The sequence below is a fragment of the Halomonas sp. SpR1 genome (genome assembly GCF_031010175.1).
Classification (GTDB): Bacteria; Pseudomonadota; Gammaproteobacteria; order Pseudomonadales; family Halomonadaceae; genus Vreelandella.
On record NZ_JAUAMB010000006.1, the window covers coordinates 61,184 to 75,734 of the forward strand.

General features: G+C 56.6%; 14 protein-coding genes. 2 read left to right on the forward strand and 12 right to left on the reverse strand.

Annotation, left to right across the window (positions count from 1 at the left end; genetic code table 11):
- Positions 1 to 17 precede the first annotated feature (17 nt).
- The 6 genes from QT231_RS06500 to QT231_RS06525 are packed head-to-tail and all read right to left on the reverse strand — an operon-like array spanning position 18 to position 5,956.
- Complete coding sequence (locus tag QT231_RS06500) at positions 18 to 632, reverse strand: TIGR04282 family arsenosugar biosynthesis glycosyltransferase (protein WP_308336101.1); 615 nt, start codon at positions 630 to 632, stop codon at positions 18 to 20.
- Positions 622 to 1,332, reverse strand: coding sequence for a TIGR04283 family arsenosugar biosynthesis glycosyltransferase (locus tag QT231_RS06505; RefSeq protein WP_308336102.1), 711 nt, complete (start codon positions 1,330 to 1,332; stop codon positions 622 to 624). Before QT231_RS06505 ends, QT231_RS06500 begins: the two co-directional genes overlap by 11 nt.
- Positions 1,319 to 1,981, reverse strand: a complete 663-nt coding sequence (locus QT231_RS06510; protein WP_308336103.1) for an ATP-binding cassette domain-containing protein — start codon at positions 1,979 to 1,981, stop codon at positions 1,319 to 1,321. Before QT231_RS06510 ends, QT231_RS06505 begins: the two co-directional genes overlap by 14 nt.
- Entirely contained in the window at positions 1,978 to 3,660 is a 1,683-nt protein-coding gene (locus QT231_RS06515; protein WP_308336104.1) for an ABC transporter permease subunit, read from the reverse strand. Before QT231_RS06515 ends, QT231_RS06510 begins: the two co-directional genes overlap by 4 nt.
- A gap of 3 nt (positions 3,661 to 3,663) precedes the next feature.
- Positions 3,664 to 4,881 (reverse strand): ABC transporter substrate-binding protein, encoded by a 1,218-nt coding sequence (locus tag QT231_RS06520; protein WP_308336105.1) that lies wholly within the window; start codon positions 4,879 to 4,881, stop codon positions 3,664 to 3,666.
- Between the two features lie 31 nt (positions 4,882 to 4,912).
- Positions 4,913 to 5,956, reverse strand: a complete 1,044-nt coding sequence (locus QT231_RS06525; protein WP_308336106.1) for an aminoglycoside phosphotransferase family protein — start codon at positions 5,954 to 5,956, stop codon at positions 4,913 to 4,915.
- 333 nt (positions 5,957 to 6,289) lie between these two features.
- Between QT231_RS06525 and QT231_RS06530 the strand changes: the two genes are divergently transcribed.
- Both QT231_RS06530 and QT231_RS24305 read left to right on the forward strand, forming a co-directional pair.
- A complete protein-coding gene (locus QT231_RS06530) occupies positions 6,290 to 6,889 on the forward strand; it encodes a pyridoxamine 5'-phosphate oxidase family protein (RefSeq protein ID WP_308336107.1) in 600 nt (199 codons plus the stop codon).
- 41 nt (positions 6,890 to 6,930) lie between these two features.
- The gene (locus tag QT231_RS24305) at positions 6,931 to 7,446 is read left to right on the forward strand and encodes a GNAT family N-acetyltransferase (RefSeq protein WP_374694381.1); all 516 of its coding nucleotides are present in this window, start codon (positions 6,931 to 6,933) and stop codon (positions 7,444 to 7,446) included.
- Between the two features lie 110 nt (positions 7,447 to 7,556).
- Here the strand turns inward: QT231_RS24305 and QT231_RS06535 are convergent, their stop codons facing one another.
- From QT231_RS06535 to QT231_RS06560, 6 genes are all read right to left on the reverse strand, one after another.
- Positions 7,557 to 7,949, reverse strand: coding sequence for a VOC family protein (locus QT231_RS06535; RefSeq protein ID WP_308336108.1), 393 nt, complete (start codon positions 7,947 to 7,949; stop codon positions 7,557 to 7,559).
- A 114-nt stretch (positions 7,950 to 8,063) separates the two neighbouring features.
- The gene (locus tag QT231_RS06540; protein ID WP_308336109.1) at positions 8,064 to 8,333 is read right to left on the reverse strand and encodes a type II toxin-antitoxin system YafQ family toxin; all 270 of its coding nucleotides are present in this window, start codon (positions 8,331 to 8,333) and stop codon (positions 8,064 to 8,066) included.
- Entirely contained in the window at positions 8,326 to 8,604 is a 279-nt protein-coding gene (locus tag QT231_RS06545) for a type II toxin-antitoxin system RelB/DinJ family antitoxin (protein ID WP_308336110.1), read from the reverse strand. Before QT231_RS06545 ends, QT231_RS06540 begins: the two co-directional genes overlap by 8 nt.
- Before the next feature lie 211 nt (positions 8,605 to 8,815).
- Complete coding sequence (locus QT231_RS06550) at positions 8,816 to 11,662, reverse strand: valine--tRNA ligase (RefSeq protein ID WP_308336111.1); 2,847 nt, start codon at positions 11,660 to 11,662, stop codon at positions 8,816 to 8,818.
- 121 nt (positions 11,663 to 11,783) lie between these two features.
- The gene (locus QT231_RS06555) at positions 11,784 to 12,986 is read right to left on the reverse strand and encodes an MFS transporter (protein ID WP_308336112.1); all 1,203 of its coding nucleotides are present in this window, start codon (positions 12,984 to 12,986) and stop codon (positions 11,784 to 11,786) included.
- Between the two features lie 100 nt (positions 12,987 to 13,086).
- Positions 13,087 to 14,547 carry a Fic family protein gene (locus QT231_RS06560; RefSeq protein WP_308336113.1) on the reverse strand — a complete coding sequence of 487 codons (1,461 nt, stop codon included), beginning with the start codon at positions 14,545 to 14,547 and terminating at the stop codon, positions 13,087 to 13,089.
- Positions 14,548 to 14,551 lie beyond the last annotated feature (4 nt).

The window sequence follows — 14,551 nt, forward strand, 5'->3', positions numbered from 1 at the left end:
ACAGAGCGTCCGTTTCCTTACATTGACATGGAGACACCTTTCCAGCGCTGCCAGTCTTCGGGGCGATCCACATCCCAAATTGTTTCGGGATAGGCGGCGCTCAGTCCCAGCAGTTTAATGCGCTGCCGAGTAGTGCTCAGCACGCCTTGGGTACCCCATGGAATATCTTCAAACAGGGCGGGGTAGTCTTGCTGGGTGCCCACAAAGCCGTAGCCGCCATCTTCGGCGGGTAACAGCACCACATCAAAGCTGGCCAGCTGTTGCGCGCAGGTAGTAATCAGTGTGCTGGTAATGCTCGGGCAGTCGCTGCCCATCAGCATGGCAGGCCCTGGCGTGCTGTTCAGGGCATAGCGAACCCGCGCGCCTAAATCACCCTCTGGCTGGGCGCGCAGCGTCACACCAAACGCTTCGCGAAGCTCGATAAATAGTGGGTGTGCGTGATCAAGCGCCGTCCATAGCGTGACGTTTTCGGCAGGTAGCGCTTTGCAGGCGCTGGCGACGCAGTGGCGTACCAGCTCCGCGTGGGCATTGGCAGCCCCTTCAAAACCTAGCAGGGGGGCCAGACGCGTTTTAGCCTGCCCCGCCAGCGGCGCTTTGGCGAGCAGGTGCAGGTGGGGTGTTTCAGCGGGCATCGCGATACTCCTTGGCGAGTTGGGTTGCGCTCACGCCGCGCCAGTAGCGATAGCGCAGTCGCCACATAAGGCGGATGGTTTTCCAAGCGCCGAACTCATCCCAGCGCCTTCCTGAGCTTACCACTTGTGCCCGCAAGCAGGCTGGGGAAGAGCGCTTTTTGAGTCGTTTAGAGAGCTCAATATCTTCCATTAGCGGTTGTTCGGGAAAGCCGCCGACGGCCTTGAAGCTGGCGGCGCGTACAAATATGCCCTGGTCGCCGGTGGCGATGCCGGTTAACCGCGAGCGCTGATTCATCATCCAACTCACCACGGGCAGCCAGCGGCTGCGGCCTGAAAGCTTAATATCAAAGCGCCCCCAGGCGTGGTGGATGAGCGCTTGGGGTATCTGCTCAACGCTACCCTCGGGCAACTGGGTATCCGCATGCAGGAAAAGCAGCATGGGCGCACTGGCATGCTGTGCGCCCAGGTTCATTTGTAGTGCTCGCCCTGGTGGGCTACTGAGCACACGGTCAGCCAGCGGTGTGGCGATGCGAACGCTGTCATCGCCACTACCGCCATCGACCACAATCACTTCGAACTGTGTCGAAAGGTGCTGGGCGCGCAGAGATTGCAGTGGCACCAGGGCTGCTTCAATACCGGCGGCCTCGTTAAGCATGGGAATAATGATGCTTAGCTGAGGCGCTGGGTCAGCCGAGCTCAATGATTGATCCTCCCGCCGCCTTGGCATCCGCGTGGTCGTGGGTGACCAGCAGTGCAGGCAGGCCTGCTTCACGCAGTTGGCTAAATACCAGCGAACGCATTTCCTGGCGCAGCGCCGTATCCAGCTTGGAAAACGGCTCGTCCAGTAGCACCGCTCTCGGCTTGGAGAGCAGCAGACGCATCAACGCCACCCGCGCCTGTTGACCGCCGGAAAGGGTAGCCGGGTCGCGGGCTTCAAAGCCTGTCAGCCCCACTTGTTCAAGCGCTTGGGTGACCTGCTGGCGTTTATCGTGAACCTGGCGAGGTAGCCCAAAGCGCAAGTTGCCGCCCACGCTGAGGTGCGGAAACAGCAGCGGATCCTGAAATAACAGCCCTATGCCACGTTTTTCAGCAGGCAGAGTGTCCAGGCGCTGTTCATCAAGGAAGAGTTGGCCCTGGGCTTTGAAGGCGGGCGACAGAAAGCCCGCCAAGTAAGCCAGCAGGGTTGATTTACCTGAACCCGAAGGGCCCATTACGGTTAATACTTCCCCCGGCTGGATAACGCTTTCGATGGCTAGCAGCGTCTCGCCATGTAGCGAAATAGTCAGTTGCTTGATGTGAAGTTGCTTAGTGTGCAACTGATGGGTGTGAAAATTAGCATTCGCTGTCATACCACTCCTCGCATATTGCGCCGCTTAGCCCACACTAATCGCGGTACCAATAGCGCCAAGCTAAAGCCGATAAAGGGCAGTAGCGCCTGTAGTAACCCCAGTACGGCAATTAGGCGTCGGTTGCCGCCGGAGGCCATGGCAACGGCCTCGGTGGTAATGGTGGGAACGCGCCCGCCACCCAGCAACAGCGTGGGCAAATATTGGCCAATACTCACCGCTAAACTGACCGCGCAGGCGGTGAGCAGAGGGGCCAGCAGCAGCGGCAGACGGATCCGCCAAAAAGCCCGCCAGGGGCCCACCCCAAGAGAGTGAGCAACCTGCACCCAGCGTGGATCCAGGCGCCGATAGGCTTCGGACAGCGACAGGTATAGATAAGGCGCCACAAACAGCAAGTGGGCCGCCACAACTAACGCCAACTGGGGGCGAACGCTAATACTCTCCGCAGCGACCACTAAGCCAAACAGAAAAGCGACTTGAGGCACGATAAGTGGAAGGTACAGCAGCCACTGGGAGCGGCTGACTGGTAAATGGTGGCGCACTGCGTTCTCGAGGGTTGCCACCACCAGCACGGCGGCAATCAGGGTCGCGGCTAGCCCCACGCTGAGTGTATTCAGCAGTGGTGTGGTCACGCTAGGCAAAATGCGCTGCCAGTGATCGAGGGTAAACGTGCCGGGGAGGGCGTCTGGGAAGCGCCAGAAACCGGCCACGGAAAAGATCACCAGCCCGCCAATCGCGCTAATGGCCATCAGTGTTGAGGTTGCCAGCAACACACGGCCGCTAATGGCAACCACCATCGAACCGGAGCTTCTTGCCCCATTGACCAACCAGCCTTGGCTGAGCCGCTTGACGCACTGCTCGCCAAGCCACCAGGTCACTAACGCAGCCAAGGTGACCCCAAGCTGGAGCACCGCTCCGGCAGAGGCCATATAGCGGCGATCCAGATCTGGGTCATTGAACCAGCTAAGAATCGATACACTAAGGGTAGGTGGCAGCGTTGGGCCAAGAATCATGGCCATATCGACCACCGAGGTCGCGTAGGCAATGACCGCATAAACCGGTAGCCGAATGAGCGGATAGAGCACCGGGAAGACGCTTTTCAGCCAGGCGATAGTTGCCGAGTAGCCTAATGAACGTGCCAGGGTGACGCGCTTTTCCGGGCCCAGTTGGGGCAGCGCTGCAAGGCACATCAACAGTAAAAAGGGCACTTCTTTAAGCACCAGCCCCGCCATTAGTGCCAGGCCCATGGGGTCGTTGACGATAAGCAAATCTGGCGGGCGCTCCCAACCGGTCAATCCAGGGGAGATCCAGCGGGCGAATAGCCCCGAAGGGGCGATCAGAAAGGCTAAGCCAAAGGCCACCGCTGCGTGAGGGATAGCCAGCAGCGGTGAGACCAGCCGGCGAATGCCGCGGTCTAGCCAGGTGCCACGGCTGGCGGCCAGAAACAGCACCACGATAGACAGCGACGCCAGTGTGGTGATTAGCCCGCTCGCATAGCTCAGCAGTATGGAGCGGTAGAGCCCTGGGCGCTGCCAAAGCGCCTGCCAGGCGTCAAAGTGAAACGTCTCGCCACCAAGCACCGGTAAGTAGCCAAACGCAGGCAGGATGACCATCAGCAAACCCGCTGCTAACGGCATCACTAATACGCTGGTTAACACCCACGGGGCGAGGCGAAGCAGCATTGACTAGTTCACGTAGCGGTTTTGCCACGCCTCGGCGAGTGCGTCGACCCAGCTTGGGTGTGGCTGGCCAAGCACTTCGCCAAGCTCGCTGGGCGGCAGTGTGGCGATACCTAGATCAATGCCATCGAACAGGGCGCGCTCCTCTGCGGAGAGCTGCTCCATGGAAAGAACGGTGTTACTTCCCCATATCTCGGGGTCTTGTTTTTCCGCCTGGGCTTCGGGTGACATTAAGTAGTTGGCCACCACCATGGCGCCCGCCTTGTGTTCCGCGTTATAGGGAATCGCCATAAAACTCATATTGCCGATCATGCCGCTGTCGTGAACGTAGCTGCGTACCGTGTCGGGAAGTTCATAGTTGGCGATAGCGCCAGATGCCTCTGTGGTGCTGAACGACAGCGCAATGCTGATTTCGCTGTCGCCCATCAGGCTGCGTAGATCAGCACTGTTGGAGGGGAAGGCCCGGCCAGCGCGCCACAGATGGGGGTGCAGCTCATCCAGGAACGCCCAAAGCGGCGCAGTGGCTTGGTCAAAATCTTCTGCCTGCATCGGCTGATAGAAAATGCGGGTGTCGTCGCTTAGCTCCAGCATTGCCTGGGTAATAAAGGCGTTGCCTAAAAAGTTAGGCACCTGCGGGTAGGTAAATTCGCCGGGGTTCTGCGCCGCCCACTCCAGTAGCTCTGGCATGTTGTTGGGGTGTTCATCTACCAGCGCCGTATCGTAGTAAAACACCACCTGGGAGCTGCTCCAGGGCGACTCGAGCCCGTCGACCGGGATCGTCCAGTCGTAGCGCACGGCGGGGGTGTTCTCCGGGTCGGTGAGCGGGTAATTGGGCAGTGAATCTGCCCAGGGCCCAAACAGCAGGTCGTTTTCTTTCATCGCGGCGAAGTTCTCGCCGTTAATCCAGATCATATCCACGCTGCCCGCGTCGTCGTTGCCCGCCTGCTTTTCCGCCAGTACACGTGATACAGCTTCAGAGGTATCGCCGAGTTTGACGTGAACCAGTTCGATGCCATAACGCTCATCGACCTGTTGTGCTACCCACTCAATGTAGGCGTTGGTGCGTTCCTCCCCGGCCCAAGCATTCCAATAAACCGTTTGGCCTTCCGCTTCTTCCAGTACGCTTTGCCAGTCATCAGGATCAGGGTTGGCTGTGGCCGTTAAAGAGAAAGCCAGCATTCCCAGGGTCATTATGGCGCTTAGGGAGTTGCGTTTATTCGGCATCGCACACCTCATCATCAAAGACATACAAACGTTATAGGGTGGCTTGCAAGCACTGAAGCTCGCTATGAACGTGATCAATAATCGGCAGCGAAAGATAGTGCTCAACACGGTCTCGCACGTGGTCAATTACGTTGGGATCGGTGAGCTCTGCCGACCAGTCTTCACCGCGCTGCTGGCCATCTTTGGCATTCAAGTGCTGGGCGCGCCACTTGGCACACCAGGTTAACGACCAGAGCCAGGTGGCGCGACGGCAGGCAACCAGGGTGTCGGTATCGGGTGACTCACCCATGGCCGTTTGCCAGCGGCGATAGAAATTGATCACGTCGCTCAGCGTTAGCACCGCCTGGCTGCTGACGTCCCAGGTGGTGGAGGTATAGAGCGAGGTGTGGGCGAGATCGATGCCTGGCAGGCCGTAACGGCACTTCTCTAAATCCACTAGCACCGCGCGGCCATCATCACGGATTAAGAAGTTGCCAGGGTGAGTGTCAAAGCTAATCAATGTCGGCGTTGCATCGCTTAAGCGGGGTGGAAGTAGATCCAGCTCCTGCTTAATGCGCTGGGTGACCTTGCTCGAAAGCTGCGCATCGGCTAACCAGTTCGCCTGCTGGCGGACTTCTTCTATCATCGCCTGCCATGGGTCTTTGGGGGCAAGCAGTGGTGCCTGCTCCGCGATACCAGGCAGCGGCTGGCTATGCAGGCTGGCCAGGGCGTCCGCGATGGCGGAAAGATCTTCTGGCAGGTGCGCCAAGCGGCCGCGGATAGCTTCGACCAGTAGCCCGCCCCGTGGCAGTGCCTCGTTCGGCGGTAGAGTGCCATACAGCTTCGGCGTATGCCCGCCAGGGCTAGAGCGTTGATAGCAGGCGGTCTGGTAAGCCAGGTTCTCTTCAGGCGGCAGGTTCATCTGGCTCTGCTTAGGCAGCCGCGCCACCCAGTCATCGCCCTCAATGCGGTGAATCCACACATGATCGTGAGCCAGCCCGGTATCCGCCATCGGCGTAAGCTCACGGTATGTAATTCCGGCCCGCTTTAATTCACTTGCCAGCGCCTGTAAACGCGCTTCAGTCGGTATCGGCATAGAGCAGTCCGTGTCGTTGCTGAATCAGCGATGCCACTTAGTGGCTGTTGTTGTACCAACCTTACACGGTTTGTAAGAAAATGTGGTTAAGTCGCGGTGGAAGGCCGCAGAAATATCGTGCACTAACGTTGCATAATTGTCATGAGGTATAGCTAATAAGCTAATTACCTTCGAGGTATTTTCTGCTAGCGTTGTGGTTAAGAAAATTTTGTGTAGTTAGAGCGGGCATTTTCGAGACTGCTTACCGTTAACAGCCATCGTCATTAATGCGCTAGCAATAGCTGGTGCCTGTTTCATTATTATTGATACGGCAGTTTTTGTATCGAGGGGATCATGATTCGCACCATCGAAGAGTTGCATCTGTTATATCCAGAACCAAAAGAGCGAGCGCTGAAGAAACAGTTGTCGTGTCTTGACCGACACTGTAAGCGATTTATCGAGCTTTCTCCCTTTGTTGTTATCGCCACAGGAAACGCATCAGGCTTTGATGCATCGCCACGTGGCGGAGAGCCAGGCTTCGTCAAGGTGGTTAATGACCTTACGCTGATGATTCCAGACTCCCCAGGTAATAACCGATTGGATTCGCTAAAGAATATCGTTGAAAGTGGTCGGGTTGGATTGCTGTTTTTAATTCCTGGGGTCGATGAGACGCTGCGAGTAAACGGTGCTGCACACGTCTCGGTAGATGCGGAGAAGTTACAGCTTTTTGCATCGGAGAAACGAGTGCCAAAGGTGGTTATTGAGGTGGCCGTGGAGGAGGCTTACCTTCACTGCGCTAAAGCCTTTATGCGCTCCAAACTTTGGGCCGATGAGAGCCGTCGCGGGCGATCCATATTGCCGACGATGGGGCAGATGATTCAAGAACAGATAGGTAGCAGCGGCTCTCCAGAGTCACAGGAAGAGATGGTTGCACGGTATGCGCAGGATCTTTAGTGCTTCTGTGCCCCTCAACATCATGCAGGAAAAACACGAGCGTGAGTGACGTTAAGATCCGAGAAGTACCCCCGCAGGATTGGCCGCTTTATAAGTCAGTTCGGCTGAGCTCTCTTGAGGATTCACCTGACTCTTTTGGCTCAACTTACGAGCAGGAAGTATTGCTCTCAGACGCTGAGTGGCAAGCGCGCTTGGATCTGGAGTTTCGGGGGTTGGATGCTCGGCCCTTAATCGCTGAACTGGCGGGCCATGCGGTTGGGCTCGCTTGGGGGGTAATACATGAGCCGGATAGTAAGACTGCCCATATCTACCAAATGTGGGTGTCACCTTCACAGAGAGGGAAAGGCATAGCAACATCTTTGCTGAATGAAATCACGGCTTGGGCTCTCAATAAAGGCTGTGAGCGCATAGCGCTTGCGGTAACAACAAGCAATGAAGCTGCAGTGAGTTTGTATAACTCATCTGGATATCTTCCAGCGGGGTCGCTTGAAGCGCTGAGAAATGGATCCGTGTTTCTGGTTCAGCCAATGGTTAAGCGGTTGGGTAATACGAAATAACTCGCAGTCTGAGCGAACCGACATAGTAAACGACAGCTTCAAATTCAAAAATATCGTATTTACAAGGGTATTTCTGTTCGCCGATGCTCTCAAAGGCACTAGCCATGATGTTACTCCAATGCGGAATTGTGGAATACGGCTTCAATGTTATAGCCGTCTGGATCCAATACAAACGCGGCGAAGTAACGCTTGTGATAGTGAGGGCGAAGCCCCGGTGCACCGTTTGCTTTAGCGCCAGCTGCTAGAGCTGCTTTATAAAATGCCACTACCTGCGCTTCGTTTGCAGCGCGAAAGGCAAGATGGCTTCTGGGGTTGAAGGGAGTACCTTGGGTAATCCAGAAGTCGCCACCTGGGTCATCATCTTGGTTTGCATTGCTAGCGCCAAATCCAACGGCGTCTGGAAAATCGAGGCGTACGACATACCCTAGTGTCGATAGGGCCGCTTCGTAAAACTGCTTGCTTATCGAAAGGTTGGCGACGTTTATACCAGTATGATCAATCACTGTTGATCTCCCTTTAGCTGGCTGCTAACGGATAAATTGGCTAATAGAAGTGATGTGAATGATAGCGGGTTTTGGGACGTGTGACTTTACAAGCCAAATGAACCAGAGCGGGGGCTAGAAAAGATCGCTATGAGATCCGATTCTTGCGAGCTGAAGATTTTCATTTGCTACTCTGTAGATGAGTACGAGATCTGGTTTGATATGGCAATCTCGGAACCCATGCCAGTTTCCCGTTAGCGCGTGGTCAACATGCTTAGGATGTAATGACTCGCCGCGCTGAAGCTGGGAAATAATGTTTCCGACTTCCAGAATGTCAGCAATGGGCATTTTGGTGACTTTTTTGAAGTCTTTCTTGAACTGCGTTGAATATTCAAGGCTATACATTGCTTACATTGGCTTCGGTTAATTCATCCATCATGGTGTTAACCGAAGCGGCTTTGTGCCCTTTACCCTGGATGAGCTCTTCAATAGCGGCTGCGGTTGTTTCATTGGGCTGGCGAACTTTCAGCTCGAAGGGTATGCCGCCATGGTTGATGACTGCACGTGCAAATAGTTTGAGCGCTTGAGAAGGGCTAAGACCAACCTCATCGCAGATAGTAGTGAAGGCAACTTTTGTATCATGATCAATGCGCGTGCTGAGCATTTCGCTTTTCATTTTTACGCTCCGTTTGTGTTGCTATGTATTACATGGTAGCACATCGTTTGACATTTAAGCAGCCAAAAAGCTTCTCGAGGTTTCCACTACTCGCCATAGGCGAATGCTCTATGAACCCAATCCCGGCCCACTTAATACTCGTCAGCGCCTCTAACCCAAAACGGCACCTCGCAGGTGCCGTTTTGGGTTGAACTATTTTAACTAATCAGCCTTACAAAGCTTCGATCTTCGCCTTTTGCTCTTCCAACAGCTTTTTGGCAGCCTGGAATTCGGCCAGCTTGGTTCGCTCTTTATCCACCACAGCAACAGGGGCCTTGGCGATAAAGCCGTCGTTGCCGAGCTTCTTCTCGATGCCGCCGATCAGCTTGTCCTGCTTCTCGATCTCTTTGCTGAGGCGGGCGATTTCGGCGTCTTTGTCGATCAGATCCGCCATCGGTACCAGCACTTCCATATCGCCTACCAACTGTGTTGCCGCAAGCGGGGCATCATCCGGGTTTTCAAGCCAGGTAACGCTTTCCAGCTTGGCGAGTTTGGAAAGGAAGCGGCGGTTGCTCTCCAGGCGCTCGGTGTCTTCGGGCTTGCCTTTGGTGAGTAGCACGTCCAGCGGTTTGCCGGGGGCGATGTTCATCTCGGCGCGGATGTTACGCACGGCGATGATGACGCCTTTCAGCCACTCGATATCCAGGCTGGCCTGATCATCGATTTTGCTCTCGTCGACTTCCGGCCAGGCTTGCAGCATGATCGACGCATCGTCACCCATATACACCCCTGCCAGCGGCGATACGCGCTGCCAGATCTCTTCGGTGATATAGGGCATCATCGGGTGAGCAAGGCGCAGAATGGCCTCGAGTACGCGTACCAGCGTGCGACGCGTCCCCCGTTTCGCCTCTGCTGTGGCACTTTCATCCCATAAAACAGGCTTGGAAAGCTCCAGATACCAGTCGCAGTACTCATTCCAAACGAATTCATACAACGCCTGGGAGGCGTGGTCGAAGCGGTACTCGTCTAGTGCTTTGGTGACCTGGGCTTCGGTTTTTTGCAGCTGGGAAATAATCCACCGGTCGGCCAGTGAAAGCTCAACCTCTTCACCGCTGGTGCCGCAGTCTTCGCCTTCTGCGTTCATCAGTACGTAGCGTGAGGCGTTCCACAGCTTGTTGCAGAAGTTGCGGTAGCCATCCAGGCGGCTCATATCAAACTTGATATCGCGCCCAGTGGTGGCTTGCGAAAGGAAGGTAAAGCGCAGCGCATCGGTGCCGTGGGCTTCAATGCCGTCTTTAAACTCGTCCTTGGTGGCTTTGGCAATCGCCTTGGCCTGTTTCGGCTGCATCATGTTGCCGGTGCGCTTTTCGAGCAGCTCATCCAGCGTGATGCCGTCAATCAGGTCGATGGGATCCAGCACGTTGCCCTTGGATTTGGACATCTTCTGCCCCTGGCCGTCGCGCACCAGGCCGTGTACGTAAACCGTCTTGAACGGTACTTGCTTGGTGAACTTCAGCGTCATCATGATCATCCGGGCAACCCAGAAGAAAATGATATCAAAACCGGTCACCAGCACGCTGGAAGGGTGGAAGGTCTCCAGCTCCGGCGTTTGTTCCGGCCAGCCGAGAGTGCCGAACGTCCACAGGCCCGAGCTAAACCAGGTATCCAGTACATCTTCGTCCTGAGTAAGCACCACCTCGGGATCGATTGCATGCTTCTCCCGGGCTTCTTCTTCGCTGCGGGCGACGTAGACGTTGCCTTCGGGGTCATACCACGCTGGGATGCGATGACCCCACCACAGCTGGCGGGAGATACACCAATCCTGCAGGTCGCGCATCCAGGCAAAGTACATGTTCTCGTAGTTCTTGGGCACGAACTGAATGTCGCCGTTCTCCACCGCTTCAATGGCGGGCTTGGCGAGAGACTCCACGGCCACAAACCACTGGTCGGTGAGCAGCGGCTCGATCACATCACCGGAACGATCCCCCAGCGGCAGGGTGTTGTTAACGGCTTCGACCTGCTCCAGCAGGCCCAGGGCATCCATATCGGCGACGATCTGCTTGCGCGCTTCAAAGCGGTCAAGCCCGGCGTATTTGGCGGGCAGGGTGGCGTCTTCATCCGGTTGGGGCTGACCTTTTAGATCAAAGATCTCGGCTTGCTCAAGGATGGTTGCGTCCTTGGAGAAGACGTTGATCAGCAGATGATTCTGGCGCTTGCCGACCTCGTAATCGTTGAAGTCATGGGCGGGGGTGATCTTGACGCAGCCTGAGCCTTTCTCCATATCGGCGTGTTCGTCGGCGACCACCGGAATACGACGGCCGACCAGCGGCAGCTTGATAAATTTACCGACCAGGGAGGTATAGCGCTCGTCGTCTGGATTGACCGCCACGCCGGTATCGCCCAGCAGGGTTTCCGGGCGAGTGGTGGCTACGACAAGATAATCCTTGCCGTCGGCAGTTTTAACGCCATCGGCCAGCGGGTAGCGGAAGTGCCAGAAGCTGCCCTGTTGCTCCTTGTTTTCCACTTCCAGGTCGGAAATGGCGGTATGCAGGGTGGGATCCCAGTTGACCAGACGCTTGCCGCGGTAGATCAGCTTCTCTTCATGTAGGCGCACAAATACTTCTTGCACTGCTTTATAGAAGCCATCGTCCATGGTGAAGCGCTCGCGGCTCCAGTCGACGCTGGCGCCCATGCGGCGCAACTGGCGGGTGATATGGCCGCCGGATTCGTGCTTCCACTCCCAGACTTTATCGATAAACGCCTCACGGCCGAGATCGTGACGAGTCTTGCCTTCTTCGGCGGCGATCTTGCGCTCCACCAGCATTTGCGTGGCGATACCGGCGTGGTCGGTGCCTACCTGCCACAGGGTGTTGTTACCCTGCATCCGCTTCCAGCGCGTCAGGGTATCCATAATGGTGTCCTGGAACGCATGGCCCATATGCAGGCTGCCGGTCACATTGGGCGGTGGAATCATGATCGAAAAAGGCGCGCCCTGGCCGGAAGGTGCAAAACGGTTGTCGGCTTCCCAGCGCTCGTACCAGCGGGTTTCGATCTGTTCGGGTTGGTAGGTCTTTTCCATGGAGAGTTGGCTCACGGCTGGCAAGAAATGTGCACATTAAGTACATAGGTGCATAAATGAATAAGTGCATAGCTAATGGGTGCGAGTATAACGCGAGAGGGTGGGGAGCGTCAGGTGCTACTCACCCTCGATTATCGACCGTTATGGTATGCGCAGAGAATCCGCGCATGGCGATTAGTCCGAGAATGGGCCCCGGCAATAGCCACCAAATCACCGCCAGCGACTGGCTCGACCACAGTGCGGTGACCAGCGCGATTGAGGGGATGGTCAACCCAAAGCCAATCGCGTTCATCATCGCCAGCGCTGCCCCGAGGCGCTCTGGCGGGGCCGTGGCGCTGGCCAGCGCCGAAAACTGCGCAGAATCGGCAATCACGCTAACGCCCCATACGCCCAGAAGCGCCAGCAGCAGCCAGGGCGATGCGCTGCCCAAAAGGGGATAAACCAAACACAGCGCGCCAGAGGTTGCCAAGGCGACGCAGGCGACTCGGCCGCTGCCAACATGGCGACTCCACCTGCCGGCGAGTACGCAGCCCGGTAAGCCCAGCGCAATGACCGCAAAGCTGAGCCACGGCTGCGCAGTATTGGAAGCGCCCAAGCGCTCCAGCTCCCGGGCGACCAGAAACGGTACCAGCGCCCATAGGGCGTAAAGCTCCCAACAGTGACCGAAGTAGCCCAGCGCGGCGGCGCGAAAGCGCGGCTGTTTGAACGCCGCTAACCCTGCCCAAGGTCGTCCGCTTTTGGCGGTGGCTGGCAGGTGCGGGCCAACGCCCAGTTTATAAATCATCAACGCTGCAAGCAGCGCCAACAGCGACGCCAGCAGCAGCGGCCACTGCCAGGGGAGGTTCAACGTTAAACCGCGCAGCAGGTGCGGCGAGGCAATACCCAGCGTCAACATGCCCACCAGCCAGCCCAGCGCGGCGCCTGCATGGCTGGGTGTCCAGCTCACCACCAGTTTCATACCCAGCGGATAAATCCCCGCCAGACAGAGCCCGGTGGCAAAGCGCGCCATAGCAGCGAGCGTTACGCTCTCGGCCACGCCGATAAAAGCGGCATTGATCAGCGCGCCGAGAACAGCCGATACCGCAAACAAGTGGCTGGCGTGAATGCGATCCGCAAGGCCGGAGGTGGCAATCGCCAGGGTGCCGGTAATAAACCCGGCCTGAACGGCGATGGTGAGCAGACCCAAATCGCTTTCACTGAGGCTAACGGCCTCCTGTAGTGCCAAGCCAACGCCATTTACGCTAAACCATAGTGAAGTGCCGAATAGTTGGGCTATGACAATAATGGCCAGCGGGGTGCGGGCTAAAAAAGCGTGGGACAGCATTGGCGCTCTCGTCCTTTAAGTTATTTTTTGTTAAACGGCGCTTGTTCAACCGCTTATTGGACAACTTCAGAGTTCGGCTAGGTTTCGGCAAAGATGCGTATCAAGTCTGCGTTTTGTTATTTTTTACCCACTGCTTGCCGGCAGTTGTTAAGCGGTACTTCTGCAGGCGGCTATTGGGCTTATCCGGAATCGTCTGCTCAATCAGGCCAGCGTTCAGTGCTGGCCGCAAGTAGGCGTTGCGGAAATGAGGTGGATGTTTGAGGCCCAAAATATCCTGTAGCTCGGCTCTTGTCATTTCGCCCTCTAAGGAGTCAAGCAGGCGGACTATTTCCAGGCTGACTTCCCCGGTGACTTGGTCGGTGACTTGGTCGGTGACTTGGTCGGTGACTTGGTCGGTGTCTGGTGGGGTAGCGCCCGCCCACTCCGCCTCCGGCCGCCAGATTACCGCGCTGAATTGATTGCCCGACGGATCATCCATTAGGTCAATTTGGGGCCAGGCTTCCAGTGCACGAGGAATGCCGCTGCCCATGCCACGGTAGGGTAGGATATGGCTGGCGTGCTCGGTGAGGGTAGGATTGCGACGGATTGTCTTTCCTTGGCTAATATCCTCAGCGCTCAGGCTATCCGGTAGGTGACCCGGGCTGACGATCTCCACACGATCAGCAAAAACCATCAGGCGGACGGAGGCGCTGGTGAAATAGTCTCGGTGGATTAAGGCATTGACCAACAGCTCTTCCAGCGCCGTTTCGGGAATCTCCAACTCGCCCAGGGTGTTGAAGTTCCGCCCGTGTTGCACATGGTGCAGATTGCGCTTGATAAAGGCGAAAGCGCTCCGGAACTGCTCCAGCAGGGTGCCCTTGATGTCCTCGCTGTCCAGATAGCGGGTATCGTGCAGGGCTGTGCCGGGGAAGGCCACAGCTTTCACCTCGAAGGCCGGGCGCCAGCGCTGGGGGTTGCGACCAAACAGCATCAGCCCCGTCAGGTTCAACTCGTGGCCATCGCCAAGGGCCAGGTTCTGCAGCAACTGCTCTGGTGTTAGGCCGGAGAACTCGCTGCTCTCTCCATAGCGACGATTAAAGTAGGCAGTAAAAGCCTTGTCATCAATATTATCTACCGAGGTACCCGCCACCGGCACCACGTCGGCGTAAACCAGCCCTGAGCGCTGGAACATGCGCTGCAATTCTTCGCGAGAGGTCACATGCCGCTTGTCCGAACCCTGCTTGACCCAAATGCGTCCTTGATTATCAAGATACGGCTTGGCTAACCCATCGGGCACTTCCATTACTATCACAATGCCCTGGTCTGTCTGCACATTCTCGGTTAACGGATGTACTGGAGGACGCACATGCTGGGAAGCAGCGTTGCCAAGTAGTTGGTTCAACCGCCGAACAGCTTCGCCATCCAGTCCCGCTATCGTGCCGTCATCGTTAACGCCCAGAAACAGCCAACCGCCGCCACTGTTGGCAAAGGCGGACAGTTCAGCGGCAAGGCTATCCGCGTTGGTGGCATCGCGTTTGAACTGGTGGCGGCTGTCTTCGCCGCGTGCGATGATATCTAACAAATCT